21 protein-coding genes are annotated in these 23849 nt (G+C 63.0%); 5 read left to right on the top strand and 16 right to left on the bottom strand.

Annotated elements, in window-relative coordinates:
• Positions 1-260: 260 nt before the first annotated feature.
• Genes dsrO (NPX02_RS15330) through NPX02_RS15310 form a run of 5 tightly spaced genes read left to right on the top strand, consistent with a single transcriptional unit; the run spans position 261 to position 5886 of the window.
• Positions 261-1004 carry a sulfate reduction electron transfer complex DsrMKJOP subunit DsrO gene (gene dsrO / locus NPX02_RS15330; protein ID WP_260294646.1) on the top strand — a complete coding sequence of 248 codons (744 nt, stop codon included), beginning with the start codon at positions 261-263 and terminating at the stop codon, positions 1002-1004.
• A gap of 2 nt (positions 1005-1006) precedes the next feature.
• Entirely contained in the window at positions 1007-1960 is a 954-nt protein-coding gene (nrfD, locus tag NPX02_RS15325) for an NrfD/PsrC family molybdoenzyme membrane anchor subunit (protein ID WP_260294645.1), read from the top strand.
• 11 nt (positions 1961-1971) lie between these two features.
• A complete protein-coding gene (locus NPX02_RS15320; RefSeq protein WP_260294644.1) occupies positions 1972-4497 on the top strand; it encodes a molybdopterin-containing oxidoreductase family protein in 2526 nt (841 codons plus the stop codon).
• Positions 4494-5204, top strand: a complete 711-nt coding sequence (locus NPX02_RS15315) for a TorD/DmsD family molecular chaperone (protein WP_260294643.1) — start codon at positions 4494-4496, stop codon at positions 5202-5204. Before NPX02_RS15320 ends, NPX02_RS15315 begins: the two co-directional genes overlap by 4 nt.
• Positions 5191-5886: a tetratricopeptide repeat protein gene (locus NPX02_RS15310; protein ID WP_260294642.1), complete on the top strand. Its 696-nt coding sequence runs from the start codon at positions 5191-5193 to the stop codon at positions 5884-5886. Before NPX02_RS15315 ends, NPX02_RS15310 begins: the two co-directional genes overlap by 14 nt.
• Before the next feature lie 91 nt (positions 5887-5977).
• Here the strand turns inward: NPX02_RS15310 and NPX02_RS15305 are convergent, their stop codons facing one another.
• The 16 genes from NPX02_RS15305 to dsrO (NPX02_RS15230) form a co-directional block, all read right to left on the bottom strand.
• Positions 5978-7303 (bottom strand): sigma-54-dependent transcriptional regulator, encoded by a 1326-nt coding sequence (locus tag NPX02_RS15305; protein WP_260294641.1) that lies wholly within the window; start codon positions 7301-7303, stop codon positions 5978-5980.
• Positions 7300-8739 (bottom strand): sensor histidine kinase, encoded by a 1440-nt coding sequence (locus NPX02_RS15300; RefSeq protein ID WP_260294640.1) that lies wholly within the window; start codon positions 8737-8739, stop codon positions 7300-7302. Before NPX02_RS15300 ends, NPX02_RS15305 begins: the two co-directional genes overlap by 4 nt.
• Positions 8736-9617 (bottom strand): substrate-binding domain-containing protein, encoded by an 882-nt coding sequence (locus NPX02_RS15295; RefSeq protein ID WP_260294639.1) that lies wholly within the window; start codon positions 9615-9617, stop codon positions 8736-8738. Before NPX02_RS15295 ends, NPX02_RS15300 begins: the two co-directional genes overlap by 4 nt.
• Positions 9618-9805: 188 nt before the next feature.
• Positions 9806-10636, bottom strand: coding sequence for a hypothetical protein (locus NPX02_RS15290; RefSeq protein WP_260294638.1), 831 nt, complete (start codon positions 10634-10636; stop codon positions 9806-9808).
• 332 nt (positions 10637-10968) lie between these two features.
• A complete protein-coding gene (locus NPX02_RS15285) occupies positions 10969-11436 on the bottom strand; it encodes a rhodanese-like domain-containing protein (protein WP_260294637.1) in 468 nt (155 codons plus the stop codon).
• A 41-nt stretch (positions 11437-11477) separates the two neighbouring features.
• Positions 11478-12230, bottom strand: coding sequence for a hypothetical protein (locus NPX02_RS15280; protein WP_260294636.1), 753 nt, complete (start codon positions 12228-12230; stop codon positions 11478-11480).
• A 13-nt stretch (positions 12231-12243) separates the two neighbouring features.
• Positions 12244-13188, bottom strand: coding sequence for an Mrp/NBP35 family ATP-binding protein (locus NPX02_RS15275; RefSeq protein WP_260294635.1), 945 nt, complete (start codon positions 13186-13188; stop codon positions 12244-12246).
• Positions 13185-14267: an Mrp/NBP35 family ATP-binding protein gene (locus NPX02_RS15270; protein WP_305792898.1), complete on the bottom strand. Its 1083-nt coding sequence runs from the start codon at positions 14265-14267 to the stop codon at positions 13185-13187. Before NPX02_RS15270 ends, NPX02_RS15275 begins: the two co-directional genes overlap by 4 nt.
• 183 nt (positions 14268-14450) lie before the next feature.
• Complete coding sequence (locus tag NPX02_RS15265; protein ID WP_260294634.1) at positions 14451-14735, bottom strand: hypothetical protein; 285 nt, start codon at positions 14733-14735, stop codon at positions 14451-14453.
• A 142-nt stretch (positions 14736-14877) separates the two neighbouring features.
• On the bottom strand, positions 14878-16041 hold the full coding sequence (locus tag NPX02_RS15260) for a 4Fe-4S binding protein (protein ID WP_260294633.1): 1164 nt from the start codon (positions 16039-16041) through the stop codon (positions 14878-14880).
• On the bottom strand, positions 16032-16466 hold the full coding sequence (locus tag NPX02_RS15255) for a methylglyoxal synthase (protein WP_260294631.1): 435 nt from the start codon (positions 16464-16466) through the stop codon (positions 16032-16034). The genes NPX02_RS15260 and NPX02_RS15255 overlap by 10 nt, the downstream gene beginning before the upstream one ends.
• A gap of 394 nt (positions 16467-16860) precedes the next feature.
• Positions 16861-18015 (bottom strand): glycosyltransferase, encoded by a 1155-nt coding sequence (locus NPX02_RS15250; RefSeq protein WP_260294630.1) that lies wholly within the window; start codon positions 18013-18015, stop codon positions 16861-16863.
• The gene (locus NPX02_RS15245) at positions 18012-18734 is read right to left on the bottom strand and encodes a TorD/DmsD family molecular chaperone (protein WP_260294629.1); all 723 of its coding nucleotides are present in this window, start codon (positions 18732-18734) and stop codon (positions 18012-18014) included. The genes NPX02_RS15250 and NPX02_RS15245 overlap by 4 nt, the downstream gene beginning before the upstream one ends.
• Positions 18735-18831: 97 nt before the next feature.
• Positions 18832-21501, bottom strand: coding sequence for a molybdopterin-containing oxidoreductase family protein (locus NPX02_RS15240; RefSeq protein ID WP_260294628.1), 2670 nt, complete (start codon positions 21499-21501; stop codon positions 18832-18834).
• A gap of 10 nt (positions 21502-21511) precedes the next feature.
• Positions 21512-22399 carry an NrfD/PsrC family molybdoenzyme membrane anchor subunit gene (nrfD, locus tag NPX02_RS15235; protein ID WP_260294627.1) on the bottom strand — a complete coding sequence of 296 codons (888 nt, stop codon included), beginning with the start codon at positions 22397-22399 and terminating at the stop codon, positions 21512-21514.
• Positions 22400-22410: 11 nt separating this feature from the next.
• Complete coding sequence (dsrO, locus tag NPX02_RS15230; RefSeq protein WP_260294626.1) at positions 22411-23133, bottom strand: sulfate reduction electron transfer complex DsrMKJOP subunit DsrO; 723 nt, start codon at positions 23131-23133, stop codon at positions 22411-22413.
• Positions 23134-23849 lie beyond the last annotated feature (716 nt).

Below are 23849 nucleotides of genomic sequence, written 5' to 3'. Positions count from 1 at the left end.
CCGCGTTGTTACGTTTTTGTAACCCTAATTCCCGTAAAAAAACAAAGGTTACACGACCGTAACCAATACCCTTGCATTGATTCGACCGGATCACCAGCAGGAAAAATATTATCGTTGTTTTTCATCTAATTACGGCTATTTTGCAGGCTGGCACCATAAATGCTTAAAAGTAACCGGAAGCACTATTACAACAAAATTTCACAACCGTGACACAAGAAGTATCACCTTTCATTTCAAATGTCACCCAGGAGGCAAAGCCCATGAGTGAATCCAAAACCCAGGTCTCCCGCCGAGACTTTCTAAAGAAACTCGCGAGCGGTTCGGCGGTGGCGGCCACGGCGGTGGCGGCACCCGGCGTCGCCATCTCGGTCGAGAAACCGAAACGTTACGGCATGCTCATCGATACCCGTCGCTGCGTCGGCTGCGAGGCCTGCAGCGTTGCCTGCAAAACAGAAAACGACGTCCCGTTGGGCGAGACGCGCAGCTGGGTCGAGTTCATAGAGAAGGGTAATTTTCCCAACGTCAGTCGCAGTTTCCTGCCCAGACTCTGCAACCAGTGCGAAAAACCACAGTGCGTCTCCGTCTGCCCCACCGGTGCCACCTACAAACGCCCGGAGGACGGCATCGTGGTGGTGGACAGCGACATCTGCATCGGCTGCAAATACTGCCTGCAGGCCTGCCCCTACGGGATGCGCTTCATCAATACCAAGACAGGTACCGCCGACAAGTGCGATTTTTGCCTGCACCGGGTAGCCAACGGCTTGGTCCCGTCGTGCGTCAACACCTGTCAGGGCAAGGCGCGCATCTTCGGTGATCTCAATGATCCCGAGAGCGAGATATCCAGGCTCCTGGCGACCAACACCACCACGGTATTGCGTCCCGAGATGGGCACCGAACCCATGGTTTATTACATCGACGCGGATCATACGGATGAACGTGACGCGGCCCGTCAGGGCCTCTACGTCCGTATCGAGACCCATCGTCGCCAACAGAAGAGGGTCTAATCATGCATGAACTCAATTGGGGTCTTCCCGTCATTCTCTACCTGTTTCTGGGTGGCATGGGCGCTGGCGCCGGCGCGGTGAGCGCTTCGATATTCCTGCGCAGCGGCGGCGGCGATCTGGCCGGTTCCAATTTCCGTTTTGCCCGCTGGGGCGCCATGCTGGCCCCCCCGCTGGTCATCCTCGGCACCGCCATGATCGTGCTCGAACTGGGATCCTTCCAGGCCGGAAACTGGTTCCGTTTCATCAATCTGTTCCTCACCATCAACCTCTCGCCCATGTCCATCGGTTCCTGGGTGCTGGCATTGTTCATCCTGGTGAGCCTGGCCTACGCCTACACCTTCATCAGTAAAGCGGCACGTCCGGGTGATGAGCTACACAACATGCGCAAGATGCTGGCCTGGGCGATGGTCCCGCTGGGCGTGGGTGTCGCGCTTTACACCGGTATCCTACTCGGCGCCATGCCGGCGCGCCCGTTCTGGAACTCGCCGATCCTGGCCATGCTGTTCCTGGTTTCGGCACTCTCCACTGGTGTCGCCGCCATCCTGTTGGTCAGGAGCCTGTTTGGCCACAAACAGAAGGTAAACGAGCAGGCATTCGAACAGCACAGCTACCTGCTGAGCTCTTCCGATATGCTGCTGATTGGCATGGAAATACTGGTGATCTTCCTGTTCGTCATGTATGCCCATCTGACCATCGGCAGTGTCGAGGAGGCTGTCGCGGTGATCATGGGCGGCGAGCTCACCACACTGTTCTGGTTCGGCTTTGTGGTGCTGGGATTGCTGTTGCCCGCTGCCATTGAACTGAAATACGTGATGCCGACGCTGCTCTACCAGAAAGCCTACGCCATGCCGCGCACCATGGAGATCCTGATCTGCGCACTGGTCATAGTCGGTGGTTTCATGCTGCGCTATATCGTCGTCATTGCCGGTCAGGTTACCGGCCCGGTCGGAATCTGAAGGAGACAACCATGTTGAATCGTAGAAACTTTCTCAAATTGGGTGCCGCCTCGGCCGCTACCGGCCTCGCCGGCACCGCGGTGATGACCAGGGCGGCGGATATGCACGCCTGGGGCAACCAGGACTTTTCACCCAAGACCGGCCGTGAGCGCAAGGCGGTACCGAGTGCCTGTTACCAGTGCGTCACCCGCTGTCCCAACGTCACCTATGTCGAGGACGGACGCGTGGTCAAGATCGAGGGACAGATCAATTCGATCCGCTCGGAAGGGGTGATGTGTGCCAAGGGCCAGGGCGGGGTCAACCAGCCGAACGATCCCGATCGTATCCTCTATCCGCTGAAACGGGTCGGCGCCCGTGGCGAGGGGAAGTGGAAACAGGTCTCCTGGGACGAGGCGCTGAGCGAACTGGCGGCCCGCATCCAGACGCTGAAGGACCGGGGCGAACCAGAGAAATTCATGTTCCATTACGGGCGCATGAAATCCTCCACCAGCAAAATGGTGAAGACCTTCCTGGGTTCCGTGGGTACCGCGACCATCGGCGACCACACCTCGATCTGCGAGGGGGGCAAGTGGACGGCGCAGGAACTCACCTGGGGTGGGCACTACGACACCTGGGACTTCGACCATACCCGCTTCGTGCTCAACTTCGGCTCCAATGTGTTCGAGGCCGGCACCAATCACGTTCCCACCTCCCACCGCCTGATCAGGGCCATGGCGGAGCGCAATGTGCGCATGGTCACCTTCGACGTGCGGCTCTCCAATACCGCCGCCAAATCTTCCGAATGGGTCCCGGTCAAACCCGGTACCGATCTGGCGGTGGTTCTGGCCATGTGCAACGTGGTGATGAGCGAGGATCTGTACAAGGGCGACGGCGAGGCCTTCTTGAGCTTCTGCAAGGCAACCGGCGACAATCATGCAGGCACGGAAGAGAAGGTCGCCGCCCTCAAGGCCCATTTCGGCCAGTACACCCCCGAATGGGCGGAGAAGATCAGCGGCGTGGAGGCCGACACCATCCGTCGGGTCGCCCGCGAATTCGCCCTGGCACGACCCGCCTGCGCCATCAGCTACCGCGGCGCGGTGGCCCACTATAACGGCAATGACACCGAGCGGGCACTGCAGACCCTGGCGGCAATCACCGGCAATATCGACAACCCGGGTGGCCGCTGCAAGGCGGTGGGACCCAAGTGGCACTCTCCCAAGGGTCCGAAGGATCTGCCCAAGGCACGCAAGCTGGCGATCCTGGATGGCCCAAAGGGGGCCGCCGCGCTGCCCACCCATCACATGAGCCACAATGTACTGAAGATGATCAAGGAGGGCAGCGCCGGGCGACCCGAGATCTACATGACCTACAAGTACACCCCGATCTACGCCAACGGCGAAACCCAGGAGAATATCGAAATCCTCAAGGACGAGTCGCTGATCCCCTACTTTGTGGTGTGCTCACCATTCTATGACGAGAACGCGGCGCTGGCCGACCTGATCCTGCCCGAGCCGACCTATACAGAACGCTGGGATTGGGAAGACATGGTCTCGCCGGTACAGATCCCGGAGTTCTACATCCGCCAACCGGCCGCCAAGCCCCTGGGCGAAACGCGCGACTTCGGTGACGTGGTGTGTGAACTGGCCGAACGGCTCGGTACCCCGCTGGGATACCAGACCAAGGAGGAGTTCGTGCGGCTCTCCTGCGAGATGACGCCGGAGGTGGCGGCGGTCGGTGGCTTCGAGTACATGAAGCAGTATGGCGTTTACCACGACCCGAAGGCCGAACCGCTCTACTTCAGCTACCGCAAGGAGCTCAAGCCCGAGGCGTACGAGAAGGATTCCGTGGTCTACGATGCCGAGACCGGCGTCTACTGGGATTGGAAGAAGGCGCATGCGGAGTCGCGTGAAGCGGCGCTGGAAAAGGGCTACACCCACACCAAGAAGTCGTACACGGGTTATGTGGGCCAGCGTATCGGCGACAAGGTCTACTCGGGCTTCAAACCGGACAAGCTCAACAAGTCGGGTTACCTGGAGATCTACTCGGGACTGGTTGAAGAGAAAGGCTTTCCGCCCCTGCCCACCTGGACCGCCATTCCAGAGCATGAAAAGATGGGGCCGGACGATCTGATCATGACCACCTTCAAGGTGGCCACCCAGATCCATTCACGCTCGGTGAACTGCAAGTACCTGACCGAGCTTTATCACAAGAATCCGGCCTGGATCAATCCGGTGGAAGCCGCCAAGCGCGGTATCAAGGATGGTGACGAAATCAAGGTCAAGTCACCCATTGGAGAGATCATCACCGAGGCGAAAGTGACACCGGCCATCAATCTGGGAGTTATCGCCATCTCCCACCACTGCGGGCACTGGGAGTATGGCCGCTACGCCTCGGGCAACAAGGCACCCGGTGGCCGTGATGATGATCCCGATCTGGAGCGCATCTGGTGGAGGGACGATAACGGCATGCATCCCAACTGGATCATCGCCAACTCGCCCGATCCGATCAACGGGCAACAGCGCTGGATGGATACCGTGGTACAGGTGAGTAAGACATGAGCACTTCATCAACCCAAGGCAGCGGCGATCGGAGGGTCGCCGCCTCAACCCTCGCCATGGCCGGGCTGGCCCGTGAGCGCGCCGCGCTCTACGGCCTCCTGGCCACCCTGTTCCGCCACCAGCCGAATCAGCAACTTCTGCTGTCACTGCGCAGCACCGAACTGCGCGAGGCATTGACCCTGGCGGGCATGAATCTGGACGAGGATTTTTTCAACGCCGACGTGGATGAACTGTCAGATGAACTGGCGGTGGAGTTCACCCATCTGTTCCTGCTACCTGGCCACCTGATCTCACCCCACGAGTCGGTGCAACTCAAAGGGGGCTCCGGTCTGCTGCGAGGCCCGGAAACCGCGCGTGTGCGTGAATACTATACAGCGGTGGGGTTCGAGATCGATCCGGCGACACCCATGGAGCCGGATCATGTCAGCATCGAGCTGGAATTTCTCGGTCATCTCGCCGGTGAGGAGGCCTCCGCCTGGGAGAGTGGGGATTCGGGCAAGGCGTCCGATGCGCTACACTATCAGCAGGACTTCCTTGAGAAACATCCCGGCCGCTGGCTGTTCGATTTCCTGCAGAAAGTGGAATCAGAAAGCGGCAGTGATTTCTATCGCGGGCTGGCGCGTCTGACCGCTGACCTGTGTGCCGAGCAGCAGGAGTTGTTGCCGCAATTGATAAACCGGTTCGAGGCCTACCATGAAGCGTCGTGAGACGCTCCCCTTCGCCGAACCCGGCCTGGTTGGAATGAGCCGACAGCTGCTTTACACCCTTGTCGCCGGCAGCCTGCTGGGACTGGGCGTTACCATGCCCGGCAGCGTCTTCGCCTGCGGCTGGTGGGGGGACGCGGAGAACGACACCAGTCAGGATGTCATCACCGTGGATGGCGACGGGCAAGTACGGGAAAGCGGCGGGCAGGCCGTGCAGAGTCCGGAAGCGCTAACCCGGCAGGCCAACCGGCTGCGCCGCTTTGGCGCTTCCGGCCACGCCGGCGCTGTCAGGCTCTATCGCCAGGCGGCACAGGCCGGCTACGCCCCGGCCCAGAACAACCTGGCGGCGATGTACGAAGAGGGGCTCGGGGTAGCGCCCGACCTGAGCGAAGCCGCGCGTTGGTATCGCCTCGCCGCCGGGCAGGGTGAGGCACACGCCCAGCACAGCCTGGGCGAGATGCTGCTGGCGGGACGGGGGATAGAACGCAATCCCGCCGAGGGCATTGAATGGATCGAACGGGCGGCCAGTCAGGGGCATGCCTCCGCGTGTGCCGATCTGGGACGTTTCTACAGCAAGGGCGAGCATCTGGAGAAGAACCTGGACAGAGCCCGTTACTGGTGGCAACAGGCCGCGCGGAGCGGCTATCCGAACGCGCAAGCAGCCATCGAGGCATTGAAACCCTGAGGCGCGGGCAGCGCGACCGGACCTGGCCCGCCGCCCGGTTGCGCCAACGGATTGCATTGGCGGTATGGTATCCGGCCCCGGGGTTGCCATCTCACTCCGGCTGCGAGATCCCGTAGCGCTTCATCTTCTCCCACAAGTTCTTGCGGCTGATACCAATACTCTCCGCGGTCTCGGCAATACGCCATTCATGGTGTTGCAGCGTTTCCCGCAGCAGGCGCTCTTCGTAATGCTCCATCGCCTCTTTCAGCGATAGCTGCTCCGAGGCCGGCAGCGACTCTTCGCCGGTGGCGCCAAACTCGCGCGGCCCTAACACCTCCTGCGGCGAGAGGATGCAGGCGCGTTCCACGGCATTGGCCAGTTCACGCAGGTTGCCGGGCCAGGGCTGGGCTTCGAGATAGCGTTCGGTCAGCGGCAGGATCAGGCGCCGCGCCTTGTGTTGATGGAAGTAGTTGTCGACGATGCGATGGGTGAGCCAGAGGATGTCCTCCTTGCGCTCGCGCAGGGGCGGGATGTGCACATGGGCCACGTTGACCCTGAAATAGAGGTCCTCGCGGAACTCACCCCGGTCGACCATCGCCTTCAGATCCCGGTTGGTGGCGTAGACCAGGCGCACATCCACCGGAATGATCTGCTCGCTGCCGATCGGCTGCACCACCCGTTCCTGGATGGTGCGCAGCAGCTTGGCCTGCATGCGCGGCGAGGTCTCCCCCACTTCATCGAGAAACAGCACCCCGCCGCTGGCCTGCTCGAACATCCCGCGGCGGCTCTTGGTCGCCCCGGTGAAGGCACCCTTCTCGTGGCCGAACAACTCGGCTTCGAGCAGGTCCTCCGGCAGCGCGGCGCAGTTGATGGCGATGAAAGGCCCGGCGTCGCCCTTGTTGCAACGCCTGGCGAAATAGCGCGCCGCGTACTCCTTGCCGACGCCGGATTCACCGGTAATCAGCAGATCGACCCGGTGCGCCGCCAGCCGGTCGAGGGTATTTTTCAGCTGCCGCATCACTAACGACACGCCCAGCTCGGCACTCCCCTCGTGCATATCCTCGAACAGCGAGGGCGAGACTTCACGCAGCTTGAGCAGCAGATCGTCGAGATCAAAGGGCTTGGTGATGTAGTCGCTGGCCCCCAGCTTGAGCAGGCGCACCGCCTGGTCGATAGTTCCGTAACCGGTAATGAATATGGTCGGCGGCGGCAGCTGCCCGGCTTCGAGGAGCCGGGCATAGAGTTGCTCGCCACTCATGTCCGGGAGGCGGATATCGCTGATCAGCGCCGCGTAGTCGCGCTGCGCCAGCGCGTCCACCGCCTCGCCGGCGTGGATAAAGCAGTCACAGTCGATGCTCTCGAGCTTGAAGCGCTGACACAGCGAGGCGCGCATGATCGCATCATCTTCAACAAGGCACAGGCGCGGAGACTCGGTCATTGCGGTTCCTTTATCGGCAGTTCCACGGCGAATTGCGTCTTCCCATCCCGGGATTTTACCTCAATATTACCCTCCAGCTGATGCACCAGCTGATAGGTCACCCAAAGCCCCAGGCCGTTGCCCGTGGCGTTCTCCGAGAAGGGTTCGAACAGGCTCAGCAGGCGCTCCCGGGAGATGGTCGGCCCATCGTTGATCACACAGATGCGCAGCAGGCCCTGCTGGCTATCCACCGAACAGTGCACCGCGCCGCCATCGGGCGAGGCCTGCACCGCATTCAGCGACAGGTTGATCAGCACCTGGCGGATCGGCGTCGAGGGCAGTGCGATCTCCGCGTTCAGCCGGTTATGCCACACCAGGCTGATCTGTTTGCGGCTGACGTCCGCCAGCAACAGCATGCGCACATCATTGATATCCTTGGGACTCAGGCTGTGGCTGCGCGGATTGGCCTCCACCAGCAGCGCGGAGACGGTTTCACGGATCTGCTGCAGGCCGCGCTCGATGAGGTCGAAGGTCTCCCGGCCGAGTTCGTCCGTCTCGCTGTAGCGCCGAAAGGTATTGAGCGCATTGAGCATGCCGCCCAGGGGGTTGTTGATCTCGTGCGCCACCCCGGCGGCCAGCCGGCCCACGGCGGCCAGCCGCTCCGAGGCCAGCATGCCGGACTCCAGGCGCTCCTTTTCGTCCAGCTCCCTGAGCATCTGCTGGAAACTGATGCCCAGCTGGCCGATCTCGTCCTTGCCCTGGCGCAGGTCGCAGACGATCTCCTCGGTACTGCCACGCCCCACCTTGGACATGCAGCGGGCCAGGTGCCCGAGCGGCTTCACCATGCGATTGCCCAGATACCAGCCCAGCGGCAGCAGCAGCACCGTCACCAACAGGGCGGAGAGCACCACCCGCTCGACAATGTCCGCAAATCGCGGCCAGAACAGTGCCCGGTCGTAACCGATCACCAGGGTGCCTATGGCGACACCGTCACTCAGCATCGGCAGGATCACGTAGAGGCGCCGGTCATTGGGATACTCATAGGGTCGCGGATTCAGATTGCCGGTCAGTCGCAACACCTCCGCCTCGACCCGCGCCAGCTCCGCCCCGTGGACCCGCAGCGGCGTGGTCACCGCCAGCTCCTTGGGACTGTTGGAGACATAGATCCGGCCATCCCGGTCGAGCACCACCAGCAGCCGGCTGGAGGTCTCCCCGGACCACCCCTCGGCCGCCTGCACCAGCCGGTAGGCCCCCCAGAGGTCGTCGTGCAGCATGGTGTTGGGCAGGCTGTTGGACAACACGCTGCCGATCTCCACCGCGTTGTTGAATACCTCTTCGCGCAACTCCTCGTAGGCGCGCCAGGTGAGCGCCAGGGTCACCACGCTGGCGGTGATGAGGATCACCAGGGTGAACATCAGGGGCACCTTCAAGCGGTAGCTGATATCGCCGATTTTCATTCTATTCCATCCAGTATTCGCACCGACTCGGCCACGCCATCGAACAGGGCATCCTCACCCTCGCTGAAGCCGTCGAGGTTGAGCCGCTGTAACAACCGTCTCCCCTCGGTATCGGACGACATCTTCAGCAAGGCGTTTTTCAGGGCGTAAAAATGTTGCGGGGGAATATCCTTGCGCACCACCAATGGCGGAAAACCAAACAGCGGCGATTGGCTCACCAGCCGGGTGCCGGCGGTCAGCGCCGGTTCATGCCGGGAGAGCGTCTCCCACACATAACCGTCCACCGCCCCACCCTGCGCCACCCCGTCGGCCACCGCCTTGACCACATCCCGGTGCGCCCAAGTGAAGAAGCTCTTGGAGAAGAAGTGCCGCGGCTCGATCCCCTCGCGGATCAAACTGACCTGGGGATAGAGAAAACCGGAGTTGGAATCCGGATCGGAGTAGGCAAACACCTTGCGTTTCAGATCCGTGATCGCCCGGGTCGAGGTATCCGTCGCGGGCACGATCAGGTAGGAACGATACAGCGGCGCACCGTTGAACAGGGGTACGCCGAGCAGTTTCAGTTGATCCCGGTGACGCACATAGGGATAGCCGCAGGTCCAGGCCGCGTCCAGGTCACCGCTCAGCAGCAGCTCCGTCACCTCCTGATAGGTCTGGCGCTGGACGAACTGCACCGGGTGTTGCAGCCGGTCGGAGAGATAATCCTGCCACTCTTTCAGAAACGAGGTCTGGTCGGTGAGGATCACCGCCGTCAGCCCGATGCGATAGGTCTTCGCCGCATCGGCCAGCAGGTTCCCCGCCAGCAGCAGGCAGGCGAGGAACAGAAAACCCGTTACTGTTTTTCGACTATTGGTCATCTTGCGTTTGCTACCACTCATCCCTCTGCATGGGGCTGTAGACATCATGGATTGACCTGCCCAACCTCGACATCGTGGGTTATGTTGTTGGGGTTGGAAAAACACCTTTAACACAGAGCCACATCGAGGGGGCAGGTCAATCCATGATGTCTACTCCGAAAACCGGTCATAGGGCGCCCCGTGGGCGCCGTCGGCGGGTCCGGCCCGCCCTAGGGCCCCGCCCGGAATGCCAGCGGCCTGGTCTCGTCCACCAGCACCCGCTGATCGGGATCGGCCCTATCCAGCCCGCCGGCCCGGAAGCGGTAGATCAGCTTAGCACGAATCACCCTGGCCGCTTCATGCAGCGGCACCTCGACCACCTTGCCGACGCCCGGCGGCAGGCTGTTCTCCCGCCATCCGGCGGTCGGCGAATGCAGCCAGCCGAAGCGGTAGTGACGCTCGACCACCACCCGCCCCCCGGCATCGCGCTGTTCAACCAGCAGCCAGACCGCGCGCCCGGTGGTGCCCCCGGGCAGGACGTGGCCGGCCCGGTGGCGGATCCGCAGCAGGGCGGTATCGCCGGCCGGCTCGCGCCGGAAGGCGATGGTCAGGGTGGCGATCCCCTGTAGAAATCCGCGCCGCTTCGGCCCGCGGAAATCGTGGCTGAACCCCTCGCCGGGCAGATGGCAGGAGAGGCAATCCTCGCCGCGGCGCGCCGCCGGCGAGTCGCGAAAGCTGCGCAGGGTGAGCTCGCCCGGGGCATCGTGGCAGGGTGCGCAAACCGCCGGCAGCGACAGCCTCGGATAGGGGTGACCGGCCGTACCGTGACAATCGGTGCAGACAACACCCGCGCTGCGGCTGGGAGCGTGACAGGCGAAACAGGTGTCCGGCCGTCCCTTGCGCCGCCACTCTTCGAGGAAGGCGGGCGCGCGCGCCGCCATGGCCATGTGACTGCGCTGAAACTCGGCCTGTTGACGGGGGTGGCAATCGCCACAGGGGGTCGTTTCATCACCGGGATAGCCCGTCCCCCCCCAGGCCAGCAATGGGGCAATAAACAGCATGGCGGCAAGCAGCGGCTTAGGGCCCGCGCAAGAATAATTCCGTAGTACCGAGGGCGTTCCTGGGCCACGCTGGCAAGGCACGCTTTGCAGGCAATGGCTGTTCCCTTGGCAAAAAGCGTAACGCCGCCAGCGGGGTCCAGGGGCGACCGAATACCGGAACTTATTCTTGCGCGGGTCCTTAGCCACCTGTGCGGGCGTGTTACCTGCTGCGGAAGAACACCGCAAACCCCTCCCTGGGCAGCCCTCCCTGGCTGCGGACACCCGCTGCAGCAGGTGACAGGCCCGCCTCCAGACCATTCCCGGGTGGTTAACCTGACCTGGGAACGACATCCTCAATCGAACACCTGTGAGGGTTCACCCGCCTCGCATAGCCCCTTTGGAATCAGGAACGGTACGCTGCCGGGCCGGGTATAGCTGAATTCCGGTACTTCCGTCGTGCCACCGGCCTCGATCCAGCCCGCCAGCCCGCCCTCCAGTATCCACACCTGGTGGCCGGCATTGGCGAGACGCGCGAACCAGGCATCGATGACCCGTTCGTCGGCATCCTCCGGCAACAACAGCACCAGGCGTCCGCCGTTGCCATCCGCCAGATAACCTCGTGGGTCCACGCCGCCATCCAGCGCCCCGGCAATGGTCCCGGCACGGTAGTCGGCGCGCCCACGTACATCCAGAATCAGCGGCGGATCGATCGCATCCAACCAGGCGCGCAACTGTTGCGCACTAATGGTCGGCCAGCGCGCCGACACATCGCCTGATCCCAGCAGGGCGAGAATCACACCGATCAGGATAAGGACCCGCACAAGATTACGTCCCTGCATTCGGCGGGCCCCAAGCGCCAGACTCACACCTGTCCTACTTCGGCTTCCCTGGGTGCAATGTGAATCGGAAAATCCTGCAGGGGAACCGACGGTATCAGCGCCTGCCTCAGGCTCTCCACACCTGCATCCCGCGCCAGCACATCGGCCACCACCACCGCCGCCGCGCCGCCGGCCCTGGCCAGGTTGCGCAGGTAGCGCCGCTCGGGAACGCCGCCGGAGATCCAGATCTCCAGCGGACCACCACGCGCCTTGTCCAGCATCTCCAGATCCAGCCCCTTGCCCCGGGTCTCGGCCTGCTCGGAATGGAGCCAGAGATTGGCAAAACCCAGTTCGGTGGCGCGGGTGATCGCCTCGGCCAGCGAACGATCCGCGTCGGTCACCCGCCAGCCCTGGATCGCCGCCGTGTCCGGTATGTAGAAGGAGAACCCCTCACCCATCGCCGGACCGGAAAAGCGGTAGCTGGTGGCCGGCTTGAACACCGTCAGTTGCGGCACCCAATTCAGCCCCGGCCACTGGTCGCGCCGCCGGGCGGTCTCCGCCAGCCCCTCCGCACATACCCAGTAACAGTGGCTGTTTTCCAGCCAGGCCGCATCCCGCTCCGGATCACCACCCAGCAACAGGGCCGTCTCCACCGGCAGTTCGGCGAAGTGCTCCGGGATGCAGCCGCAGGGGTTTATCACCAGGGCATCGGCACCGGTCATCCAGGCAGACTGCTCCTGTTGTGCATCCGCGCTTTCAGGTTGGTACTGTACAAACAGTTTGGTCTCTTCACTCATAACCCTACCTCTATCAATCATCCAGCAGATTTTCCCAGAAGGCCTCATGTTCGGCGCGCATTTGTTCGTTGCTGTCCCGCGCCCGGAAGGCGCGCTCGCGCTCGACCGCACTCGCCAGCTCCGCCGCGACACCGACAAACAGCTGGGCGACCGTCCCTTGCGGACGACTCACCACCAGTGGCGTACCGCCGTCGGTGAGCAGCTGCCCTTCCGGATCGAGCGGGATGCCGCCGAGGAACTTCACCGATTTGCGCTGCGCCAGCGACTCCGCCGCGCCGTCCGGAAACAGCGCCTGCACCTCGCCACAGCAGGGGCAGATATAGCTGTTCATGTTCTCCACCAGGCCGAACACCGGGATGTCGAGATCATGAAACATGGCGATGCCGCGGGCGGCGTCGACGATCGAGAGTTTCTGCGGCGTGGTCACCAGCACCGCCCCGCTGACGGGAATCTGTTCCAGGATGGTCAGCGGCACATCGCCGGTACCCGGCGGCAGGTCCACCAGCAGAATATCCAGCTCCGGCCAGGCGATATCGTGGAACATCTGGGTCAGGGCCTGGGTCACCAGCGGACCCTTCCACACCAGCGCCGCCTCGGGCGGCAGCACATTGCCCACCGACACCGTCCAGACGCCGTGATTCTCCACCGGCAGGGTGCGTCCCTCGTCATCGACCGGAAGCTCCCGTTCGGTACCCATCATGCGGGTGATCGACGGGCCGTACAGGTCGGCATCGAGTATACCGACACGCTTGCCGGCCTGGGCCAGGGCACAGGCCAGGTTGACGGTGACAGTGGATTTGCCCACCCCTCCCTTGCCGCTGGCCACCAGGACGATATCCTCGATTCCGGCGACCGCGGCCTGGGGTTCCGCATACCAGGCCGACTCATCCGCGGCGGACGCCGGATTGGCCTGCGCCGGGATCTGGATCGGGATCGGGAATTCCGGCAACCGGCTCATAGCACCACCTCCGTCTGTAGTTCCTGCGCTTGTTCAAGTTTCAGGCCAGCGGCAACCTGCCTGGCCAATGCATGAAACGGCGCCCCGACGCCGGTGTGTTCCCGCGCCACCGGCGAGCCGTCATCCGAGCCCACCGCCACCCGCGGCATGAACGGCAGGCTGGCCAGCAGCGGCAGTCCGGTCAGGTCGGCGAGTTCCCTCGCCCCGCCCGCCCCGAACAGCGCACCCACATGGCCGCATTGGCGGCAGGCGACCCCGGCCATGTTCTCCACCAGCCCCAGGCAGGGGACCGCCAGATCGGCGAACATCTCCAGCCCGCGACGCACATCGTCGATCGCCACCTGACCGGGGGAGGTCACCGTGATCACCCCGGAGAGCGCCACGCTCTGCGCCACCGCGATATGCACATCGGAGGTCCCCGGCGGCAGATCCACCAGCAGGATATCCAGCTCGCCCCAGGCGACATCGTGGAACAGCTGCGGCAGCCCCTGGTCGATCAGGGAACCGCGCCAGATCAGCGCCTGCTCCTCGGGCAGCAGCAGGCCGATCGACATCATGCGCACGCCGAACGCCTCCCGGGGCTCAATCCGGTCACCCGCGGCGGTGGTCTCGGCACGCCCGCTCACCCCCAGCAGGGTCGGTGCCGAGGGGCCGTAGACATCCGCGTCCAGCAACCCCACGGCGTAACCCTGTTGCGCCAGCGCCACGGCGAGATTGACCGTGAGGGTCGACTTGCCCACCCCGCCCTTACCGCTGTGCACCCCCACCACATGGCGAATGCCCGGCAGGGAGTCCCGCTGGGCGATGGAGCGCGGACGCGGCTTTACCACGGCACGCTCGACCCCCGGCAGGGATTCCACCAGCGGCGTGATCGCCTCGGCCAGCGCCTCCTGTTGATCCTCGGCAAGATGCTCCGGATCCAGCAGTATCCGCACCGCACCGCCCGTGGCCACCACGTCATACACTTGGCCGGCGCTTACCACGTCCGGCCCGCCGTCGCTCAGGCAGACCCGGCTCAGGGTCTCCAGAACCAACTCTTCGATACTCTGTATCGATTGATGGGATAGATTCATCGGCATTCAAACTCTTCCTTCATTTATCGGGTGGGGTCGGAGTCAATCCATGTGACAGCGGTGGCACTTGTCAGGGGTCGGAGTCAATCCATGTAACGACCATGGAACAAACGTTCGGGGTTGGATGGATTGACTCCGACCCCGGTGCCTGCCGACCCCGCTGCCTGGATTGATATGAATGGTGCCTGTTCATGGACATTGAAACGCTTCCTTCAGGTAGTGTTGTATCACCAGCGCCTCGGCTTCACTGATCACCTGGTCCGCGCCGTGTTCGCGGCGCATCACCTCGACGATCGCGGGCCGCAACGCCGGCGCGAATTCACACAGTCGCTCGATACGCAATTCGTGGCAGCTGGCGCAGCGCACGCGGAACAGCTCCTGCGGCGTGCGCGGCTGCATCCACCACCAGGCAAACGCCCCGGCCAGGAGGGTCAACAGCACGCCCGCCCCCGCCCCTGCCCAGCTAACCCGCATCGTCCATCATGGTGATGCTTCCAATCCCGGCTGGTGCGGTTCGTACCTCACCGGCACCCTACGATCGGTCTCGCCGCACCTGTAGGATGCGGTGAGTGAAACGAACCGCATCGATCGCACGCTGGACAGGCACAGTCACTCCCTAACCGGACAGCATGTCGAGCCACTCGTCATCCAGATCCTGTTCATTACCGCAGACCCGGCAGTTCTCCTCCGCCGGGTCCCCGGGGACAGAACGGGGGACAAAGGGGGTACCGCAGCGACCACAGGGCCGTTGCGGGAGGTGGCACAACAGCGAACGGCCCGCTTCCAGCTCATCCAGGGCGAGCGCGGAATGCGGCACTATCGCCCCTTCGGGGCAGATGCGCTCGCACAGCAGGCAGTCGGTGCAGAGCAGCGGGTCGAAGCTCAGCTCCCGCGCCTGGCCGCTCTCACTGGCCTGCAGGGCACCCGTGGGGCAGCGTTCGCCGCAGGCCAGACAGCCACTGCACAACGTATTGACCGAGCGCAGCTTCCAGGGCAATGGCGCGCCGTCGCTCCAGGGCACCCGGCCAACCCGGCTCGCCAGCACCGCCTGGTACTGGACCGTGCGTTGCGGAAACACACTGCTCTGGTAGAAAGGCAGGGCATCCGCGTCCGCCTCCTCCGGGCTGAGGCCGGGAACGATCCATTCCGCCGCCTGGGTCATCGCCTGGGCGCCGCCGAAGCGCAGGAAGGCACGGCGACTCAGATGGGGTTGATCCTGGTATTCGCGCGCCGCCTTGCGCGCCCCGTCAGCGGGCGCCAGATCCAGCAGCGGCGCCGCCTCGCCAAGCCATTCGACCAGGGTTTCGGCAACCTGCCGGAGCGTGTCGCGGGCATCGCCGTAACGGCATTCGGCACAGTGATCCAGGCCATGCAGGGCCAGCGTCTCCACCCCCTCGGCCCGGGCCGCACTGATCAGCCGCGCATCAAGTACGCTGTGACAGGGGATGACCACCCCGCCGCCCGCCCCCGTGCTGGCGCGGCAGTGCAGATCGACCCGCTCCCGGCCTGCCAGGGCGGAGATGAAACGTTCCGGGACAAAGCCGCTGGAGCGCAGGGCGCCGGCCGGACAGCTCGGCAGGCAGCTGTTGCAACCGGTGCACTTCTGCTGGTCCAGATCCACGGCATCCGCCGACAGGCTGAGGGCGTCGGAGGGACAGACATCGCGGCAACGCGTGCAGTGCTCCAGGCGGCCGCGCAGATTGATGCACAGCTCCTCCTCGACGATCATTTCGGATAGCCGCAGATAACCATCGGCCTGTTCGGAGGTGGTCAGTCGCATGCTGCGTTCTCCCTTGAATCACTCGCCGCTGCCGGCGCGGCGATTTTGCGCCCCAGCCAGTAAGTCAGGGCGACGGCGCTGACCATGTTGGTGGCCAGGGGCACGTTGTTCAGATCGCAGGCGCGGTAGAAGGGGCTGATATCCGGCTCGTCGGCGGCCGGGTTCTCCGGGTCACGGATAAAGTAGACCGCCCGAATCGTGTTGGTGCAGACCAGGCCGCAGAGCTGGATCTCGCCGCCCTTTTTACCGGAAAACAGGTGTGTCACTTCCAGCGCCAGTTCGTGTTCGATCGCCTCGCCGGTCTCGGACGTCGCCAGCAGCCGGTATTCCTTGAATACCGGCTGCTGGATCTTCATCAGTTTGATCAGTTCCGGCAGCTTGCGCTCATGCGCAATCAGAATCACTGTCTGTCCCGCACCCGCCATCTTATGCACTCCTCAAGATTGTGTGGAAGTTTCGTAGGGTGGGTTAGCGGCGCACAGGCACCACCCTTCCCGACTACGACAACAGCCGGGCGCCGCGTAACCCACCGACTCCCCGACCGCCAAACGGTGGGTTACGGCGCGCGCACGGCGCAATGCAAACGGCCACCCCCTGTGCCAGGCGCGCCTAACCCACCCTACAAAACTTACGCTTCGTAGGTTGGGGTGAGCCTGCGAACCCCAACGGGGTTTCATGCGTGTGCGCCATGATGTTGGGGTTCGTTCCTCACCCCACCCTACGGGCTTCATAAGGCGCCTGAGCCGCGAAAAAAAATGAAACGTCCCTGTCTCAAATGGGTACCGGAGTTCCGCAAAAAATCGGTTACGCATGGTTGATTCAGACCTCGGAAAGCGGTGCGAGAAAGGCCGGAAACCGATGCATATCACTGCCCGGCAGACGTTCTTCACGGACTTTCAGGTAGAGCTGCCGGTGGCCCTCGGCGAGCCGGTCGATAGCCGCCAGCGGATCGTCCATGGCCGCGAGACTGTCCCTCACCCCGGACAGCCAGTGGGTCTGCTTCAAGCGGCGCTCCATGGCCGCATGATCGTCATGGGAGAAGGTACAGCCGTGCACGTCCTCGCGAAAATCGGCGCCCTGCACCCGGTCGGAGCGCAGCACCGGCAGACGCAACGCGGCGGCCAGATCGAGCAGCGGACTCTTGCACTGTTTGACATAGGGCATCAACAGCAGATCGGCATCCCGGAACAGGGCGGCCACCTCCCGGGGTGCCACATAGCGGTCGATCAGGGTGATGCGCGCGGCACGGCTGGCGGCATCAAGCAACTCGTCCGATATGCCGCTCAGCACCTCCTCGCCCGCCACGACCAGATGCATCGCCTCGGGCCAGTGGTTGCCGGCCACGGTTTCCAGCAGCCGGTCCAGCCCCTTGCGCCGGCAGCCGTGACCGAAGAACAGCAGTCGACGCTCACCCGCCACTTTTTTTGGAGCCGGCGAATCAACCTGGCATTCCAGCACCTGCAACGCCAGAAAGTTGGGACTGCCGGGCAACAGCGTCAACCGCTCCCCGGGGGTGTCCAGCAGCTCCTCCAGCGCCCAGGCCAGGTGCGCATCACGCGCCACCACCCGGTCAATCATGCGATACAACAAGCGGTAGGCGGGCATCAGCAGCCAGCGCTTTTCGTGGGGCAGGATGTTGTGCGGGGTATACACCACCCGCACTCCCCGTTTGTGCGCCCAGCGCACGAAGCGCAGGGCGCGGAAGGGATTGTCGACCCACTGCAGGTGGACGATGTCGGGGCGCGTTTCGATAACCTGCCGGCGCACACAGCGCCAGCCGAGCCGACCACCGTCGAGGCAGGTCTGCTTGTGAAAGGACACCGCCCAGCCTTCCAGCTCGTCGCGCCGGCCGGTCAGCAGCTGGGTCTCGATACCGGCCCGCTGCAGGCCGAGCGCCAGGGCGTGGCTGTAGTGGCTCAGGAAGCCGCGCCCGGAGCCCTCCACCAGCAGCACCCGTGGGGCACGCGTGTTCATAGACCCGAGGCCTTGCGGAAATCGGCGTCGTAGTCCAGGCGCTTGGGCTCACGCCGGTTCAGCGCCGCCAGTTCGCGTAGGCGGCGCCGCTCAACCCGCTGTTCCAGCTCCGACCAGAGCGCCTGTTCGGCCATCCCCAGCAAGCGTTTGTAAAACGGCAGCAGTGCGGCGTCGGCGGCGCGCTGGCACCAGCCCGGCCCCCACTCGGCCAGCTGTTCCAGCAGGAAGGCCTCGCGCTGTGTCTGGTACTGTTCGGCCCGTTCGCTATCCCCGGTAAGCCGTGCCGTCGCCTCGGCTTCGGCCAGCTTGGCATAAAAACCCAGCATGGTGCCGATATGGTCCGGGAACTCACCGCTCAGGCGGTTGCGATAGTCCCAGCCCGCCTGGCGGTAGGCCGCGGCCGCGCGATCCGCCGGCTCCTTGAACATGCAACCGGTCTCGACCACCGAGGCATAGGGGCTGATGCAACCCGGTGCCACGAACAGTCCCGTGTACTCCTCGGCCAGGACCTCCACCAGGGTCGCGGTCGGGGTGTGATAAAATTCCTCGTCGAATCCGAGGCCGGCCGCGGCCAGCGGTTCACGCAGTTCGCCGCGGATCAGATCGATCAGGGCCGCATCCGCCTCCTCTTCGATACAGCGGGCCAGGAAGCCGAACAGCCCGGCCAGGGCCTGGGTCTCGGCTACCCGCTCATGCTCATGTTCAAAACCGTTTTCCATTATTGTTTCCGATGCCATAGTGGTTGTTGTCTGCATCTCTTCTCCTCCCAATCAGCAAATACACCCCCGGCGTCCGGGACACCGGGGGTGTGGCAGGTTAATGGCCGCCGCTGGGCAGCGCAGGTTCAGGGAGACTGTTCCAGTCGATATCCACCTCCTGGTGCTTGGAGCGGTGGATGTCGCCGGTGTAGGCGTAGCGCAGGGTCTCCTCGTAATCCTTCATCGAGGCCTCCAGGCTGGCGTTGGTGTCGCCGTATTTATCCCCCGACTCCGCCTTGGAGACGGTGACCACCGTGTCATACCAGCCCTGGGAACCGCCGATGGGATCGACCGCCAGGCGGATGATCGGGTTGGGATGCACCCCCTTGTCATTCCACCAGACGTTGTTGGCGATATCCGCATCACCCCCCTGCACATAATCCGCCGCCTGCTCGCGCTGCTTGAGTTGGGCCAGGCGGCCGTAGGCGCTGTGGCCGCAGGCGGTGGAGATGGCCACCACATCCGGGTGGATCCCCTCGGTGACGTGGGCACGGGTCACGATATAACCCAGCGAGGAGGTGACCCGGATCAGGTCCCCGTCGCTAAGCCCGCGTGCCGCCGCCGTCTTCGGATTGATCCAGGCCGGATTCTTGTGGTACAGCTCGGCCAGGTATTTCAGCGAGGCGGTGCGGCTCTGGGTGTGGACATTCACCTTGTAGGTGGTCAGCACCAACTCATCCGCCTTCTTGTCCCGGGAGGGCAGACGCTTGTAGACCGGCAACGGGTTGAAGCCATACTTTTTGTAGCTCGCCTTGTAAAGCTCCATGCGCCGCGAGGGGGTACCGAAGCCGACCATGTTGCGGCCGTTGACTTGCACGCCGATGGCCTGCCCGTCCTTCTTGATGGTGCCGTCGGGATCGACCTCGGCCCCGGCCATGTCGGAGGCGGAGATCTCCTTGGTGTAGAGGCCGTAATCGGGCTCCACATCGTTGCCGTTCTTGTCGACGATCTTGGCAGTCACCTTGTCCACCTCGCCATAGATGGGCCAGACCCCCTTCTTCTTCATGAAGTCCCAGCCGCCATCCTCCTTGAGGCCCGGGATCGCGTCGAAGTGGGCGCGCATCCAGTCTTCAACGCTGTTGAAGGCGAAATACTTCTTCATCCCCTTCGAACCGTCCGGATCGACCTTGTGGATCACATCGATCAGGGTCTGGCGGAACTCCTGGGTGCCGCCCAGGGGCTTGACCACCGGCTGGCGGATGGAGAGGCAGGGATAGAGCCCACCCGGCATCGACTCGGGATCGTGCCGTTCCAGGTAGGTGACATCGGGGATGATCAGGTCCGCCAGCTCCGTGGTTTCCGACATGTAGGGGCTGAAGGAGACCTGGAACGGGATCAGCTTTTCGTCGCTCAGCATCTCCTTCCAGACATGGCTCGACGGGTAGGTGTATACCGGGTTGTCGTAGTAGTGCATCCACACCGACACCTTGGCCTCGCCCTTCTTGATCATGTAGGGGGCATGGGTCGATACATGGTGCGAGGCCAGCGGATAGAGCGGCGGCGCGGCGATCAGGCTTGCAGTCTTGCCCTTGGGCGGCTCCGGCTGCGGCTGCGGCCAGCCCATGCCCCGGGGCAGGCAGTAACCGCCCTTCTTCTCCACGTTACCGGTAATGACGTTGAGCATGTTGATCGCCGCCTCCTGGTAGGAGCCCCAGACATGCTTGCAGGGTCCCCGGTAGGAGAAGGTGGTGGCCGGTTTGGTGGTGGCGAACTCACGGGCGATGCGGCGAATATCCTTCGCTGACATCCCCGACTCCTCCTCGGCGAACTCCGGCGTGTAGGGTTTCAGGTGATCGATCAACTGCTTGACGCTGACGTTGGTCCAGTTGCTGATGAAATCAGCATCGTGCAGCCCCTCGTTCATGATCACATGGGCCATGGCCAGGGCGATGGCGCCGTCGGTGCCCGGATAGGGGAAGAAGGCCTCATCGGCAAAGCCCGAGGTGTTGGACATGCGCACATCGAAGCTCACCAGCTTGGCCTTGTTGCCCACCACGCCATCCACCAGACGCTGGGCGTTGGGATTCATGAAGTAGGCGGTCTCCAGGACATTGGAACCGAAGTTGAGGATGTACTTGGTGTTGGCCCAGTCGCAGGACTCGATATCCGGACCCCAGGTGGGCTCCAGTCCGATCTTCTTCGAGGACTCGCAGATATTGGTGTGGTTGAGCACGGCGTTGGAACCGAGGGCGTGCATGAAACGGCCCACGGCGCCGCCGGTACGATCGCGCCCATACTTGAACACTATCTCGTTGAGGATTTCCGGTTTATGCTCGGCATCGGCGCGATCGATCACCTCGCGCAGCTTGCTTGCCAGCAGGGTGGTGGCCTCGTCATAAGAGATGCGTTTCCACTTGCCCTCGCCGCGTTTGCCGGTACGCAGTAGCGGCGTCATGATGCGGTCGGGATCGTAGACGTGCAGGAAGCCGGAATTACCCTTGGCGCACAGCTTGCCGCGGGTATTCGGATGATCCATGTTGCCTTCCAGCTTGACGATACGGCCGTTCTCCACGTAGGCGACACCGCCGTCCTCGATATTGCAGGCCATGCAGGTATAAGGCACCGCCTGGCGTTCCGCGCCGGTGGCCGGCGAGTAGTCCTTGCCCCCCAGGTCCTGCTCCATGGCTACCAGGCGACTGCTGGTCAGGCCCAGGGCGCCGGCGGCGGTTCCCACCGCGCCGCCGAATTTCATAAAATCGCGGCGGGTGAATTTAATAGAGTCACTCATCTTTGTCTCCTCAGAAATTGATCTGGGTGAGCTGACCGGCGTAGATCAGCACTTCCCTGAAGCTGTAGGCACCCACCGCGCTCAGCACCGCCGCCAGGGTCAGGATTCTTGGATCACGCCCCAACTTGGGCATGGCCACCAGCACCAGCGGCGCCAGGATCCCGATCAGGAAGGTCATCCCCCAGTACTTGAAGCCGAACTGCTGGTTGATGATCTCCCAGGCCTGCTGCTTCTCGCCAGTGCCGTAGTTGAGCACCACCCACTCGGCCAGGAACAGGGCGAAGGTGACCGCCAGAGCGAGATAGAGAAAGGCGTGCAGAAACTCGACGGCTTGCGCGGTGAGCTGGCCGCGCACCAGCTGGATGACCGCCACCACCGCGGTGCCGGAGCTCATGGAGAGAATCACAAACAGCAGCGGGATGGTCGGGTTGCTCCACAACTCCCGGGTCTGGTTGACCATCAGGTCGAGCCCGGTATAGAGCGGCATGGAGAGCGCCAGCAGCGAACCCAAAATACCCGTGACCCGCATCAGCTCCTGATTCCCCTTCACCAAGCCGAAGTAGAACCCGATGATGCAAAGGCCGAACAAGGGGAGGAACAGCGACCCCCAGGAGAGCGGCGAGGTCCAGTGGAAATAGAGGATCGGGTAGAGGAACCGGCTCGGCTGTCCCAGATCCATGATCAGCAGCGGACCACAGATGGCGAGCAGGATCAGTGAAACCAGCAATCCGATCTTCTGGAACGGCTCCATCGACTTCGCCACACCGCCGAAGACATTGCCGAATACCGCCGGCGCGGCGGCATAGACGAAGGTCATGGCGGCGGCACCGATCAGAAAGAAGTAGATAACGATCTCTTGCCCCCAGGGGGCGATGTTGTATTCCATGTACTCAAACATGATGCATTCCCCTATAGGACACCGGAAAAGAACTTGCTGCCCCGATTGTGCCGGTAGAAATCCTCGGCATCGGAACGGGCGGCATAGGAGTGCGGGGCACTGAACACCTGCTCGGTCTGGGCGCGGTCCGGCTTGATGTAGTACACCTGGGGACGCGTGCCCTTGTCGGGTTTCAGCACCACCGTCTTGTGCCGCGCCACCAGGCGGGATACCTCGCTGTTGGGATCGTTCAGATCACCGAAGATGCGCGAACGGCCCAGACAGGTCTGCACGCAGGCGGGCTGCAGCCCCTTTTCCACGCGGTGATTGCAGAAGGTGCACTTGTCCACCACGCCACCGATCTTCACGCGGTCGCGATTCTTCGGCAACACGTGCCGGGCGTTGTAGGGGCAGGCGGCGACACAGGTGCGGCAGGCGATACAGCGCTCGTAGCGTTGCAGGACAAAGCCGTCCTCGTGCTTGTAGGTGGCCTCGGTCGGACAGTTCCGGACACAGGGCGGGTTGTCGCAGTGATTGCACAAACGCGGCATGAAATGGCGTTTGGTATTGGGGTAGTGACCGGTGTCTTTGACCTTTACGATGGTACGCCATACGCCAAGCGGCACATCGTATTCAGCCTTGTCAGCACAAACGCAAGCCATACAGCCGATGCATCGACGCAAGTCGACCACCATGGCCCAACGTTTTTTACCGGGCACGCCCAGGGATGGTTCAGCCTGGAGACCAACGGGCATGGGGAATCCTCCTTATGATATTTATGTTGAAAGCGATTAAGGAACCTACAGCCGCCAGGAACGCCATGGCCATTTTTGGATATCTTTTTCGGCACCGTTCCTGAACGCCAATATCCAAAGCAGTTTTCATACCACAGTTTATTTGTAGGTTTTCTATCTTGTTGTAATAACTGGATATTTTTCACATTGCGGGAGGGGAAACCGGGATTTAGCGGATCGAGCGGCGCCGCTGGGTTACCCGATGGTAACCAGATCTCACGAGCCAGCAGTTAACGTATTGTTTTATATTATTATTTTTAGATGTGGTCGAAAAACGCCCTGTGTTACGTCCCAGTAACCAAGGTCCGTCGGCCATCCCCGGCCGGGGTCGTGAGAGCCGGCGCCACCGCCAAAGGCCGAACCGCCGGTACGGGCGAATCCCCACTCAACTCACTGACCATCGGCCCGATTCGAATCGCCGGGTTACGGAATGGTAACTCCACCAGGGTTCAGCACGACACGAGCCTACCTCCGCGCGCGGATCCGGGGTTCGTACAGCTCGGGGCGAGTATCTGGAAAAGTACCTCGACAAGGCCCTATACTGGTGGCAACCAGTGGCACAATACGGTTATCCGCCAGCACCCGAGGCCATCACAGCCCGGCATGGCGTTGTAAAAAATGGTCCGATGAGGGCCGTGGCGGGCCGGTGCCATCCGCGTCATTGAGAAACGTGCAGA

The sequence above is a fragment of the Sedimenticola hydrogenitrophicus genome (assembly GCF_025175675.1).
In the GTDB taxonomy this organism is placed as follows: Bacteria; Pseudomonadota; Gammaproteobacteria; order Chromatiales; family Chromatiaceae; genus Sedimenticola; species Sedimenticola hydrogenitrophicus.
The sequence above is the reverse complement of the archived record's forward strand: the minus strand, read 5'-3'. Positions and strand labels throughout refer to the sequence as shown.

Excerpts from the sequence above, each read along its gene's own strand:
- dsrO (WP_260294646.1), top strand. The coding sequence starts at position 261 with ATGAGTGAATCCAAAACCCAGGTCTCCCGCCGAGACTTTCTAAAGAAA.
- nrfD (WP_260294645.1), top strand. The coding sequence starts at position 1,007 with ATGCATGAACTCAATTGGGGTCTTCCCGTCATTCTCTACCTGTTTCTG.
- NPX02_RS15320 (WP_260294644.1), top strand. The coding sequence starts at position 1,972 with ATGTTGAATCGTAGAAACTTTCTCAAATTGGGTGCCGCCTCGGCCGCT.
- NPX02_RS15315 (WP_260294643.1), top strand. The coding sequence starts at position 4,494 with ATGAGCACTTCATCAACCCAAGGCAGCGGCGATCGGAGGGTCGCCGCC.
- NPX02_RS15310 (WP_260294642.1), top strand. The coding sequence starts at position 5,191 with ATGAAGCGTCGTGAGACGCTCCCCTTCGCCGAACCCGGCCTGGTTGGA.
- NPX02_RS15305 (WP_260294641.1), bottom strand. The coding sequence starts at position 7,303 with ATGACCGAGTCTCCGCGCCTGTGCCTTGTTGAAGATGATGCGATCATG.
- NPX02_RS15300 (WP_260294640.1), bottom strand. The coding sequence starts at position 8,739 with ATGAAAATCGGCGATATCAGCTACCGCTTGAAGGTGCCCCTGATGTTC.
- NPX02_RS15295 (WP_260294639.1), bottom strand. The coding sequence starts at position 9,617 with ATGAGTGGTAGCAAACGCAAGATGACCAATAGTCGAAAAACAGTAACG.
- NPX02_RS15290 (WP_260294638.1), bottom strand. The coding sequence starts at position 10,636 with ATGCTGTTTATTGCCCCATTGCTGGCCTGGGGGGGGACGGGCTATCCC.
- NPX02_RS15280 (WP_260294636.1), bottom strand. The coding sequence starts at position 12,230 with ATGAGTGAAGAGACCAAACTGTTTGTACAGTACCAACCTGAAAGCGCG.
- NPX02_RS15275 (WP_260294635.1), bottom strand. The coding sequence starts at position 13,188 with ATGAGCCGGTTGCCGGAATTCCCGATCCCGATCCAGATCCCGGCGCAG.
- NPX02_RS15270 (WP_305792898.1), bottom strand. The coding sequence starts at position 14,267 with ATGCCGATGAATCTATCCCATCAATCGATACAGAGTATCGAAGAGTTG.
- NPX02_RS15265 (WP_260294634.1), bottom strand. The coding sequence starts at position 14,735 with ATGCGGGTTAGCTGGGCAGGGGCGGGGGCGGGCGTGCTGTTGACCCTC.
- NPX02_RS15260 (WP_260294633.1), bottom strand. The coding sequence starts at position 16,041 with ATGCGACTGACCACCTCCGAACAGGCCGATGGTTATCTGCGGCTATCC.
- NPX02_RS15255 (WP_260294631.1), bottom strand. The coding sequence starts at position 16,466 with ATGGCGGGTGCGGGACAGACAGTGATTCTGATTGCGCATGAGCGCAAG.
- NPX02_RS15250 (WP_260294630.1), bottom strand. The coding sequence starts at position 18,015 with ATGAACACGCGTGCCCCACGGGTGCTGCTGGTGGAGGGCTCCGGGCGC.
- NPX02_RS15245 (WP_260294629.1), bottom strand. The coding sequence starts at position 18,734 with ATGGAAAACGGTTTTGAACATGAGCATGAGCGGGTAGCCGAGACCCAG.
- NPX02_RS15240 (WP_260294628.1), bottom strand. The coding sequence starts at position 21,501 with ATGAGTGACTCTATTAAATTCACCCGCCGCGATTTTATGAAATTCGGC.
- nrfD (WP_260294627.1), bottom strand. The coding sequence starts at position 22,399 with ATGTTTGAGTACATGGAATACAACATCGCCCCCTGGGGGCAAGAGATC.
- dsrO (WP_260294626.1), bottom strand. The coding sequence starts at position 23,133 with ATGCCCGTTGGTCTCCAGGCTGAACCATCCCTGGGCGTGCCCGGTAAA.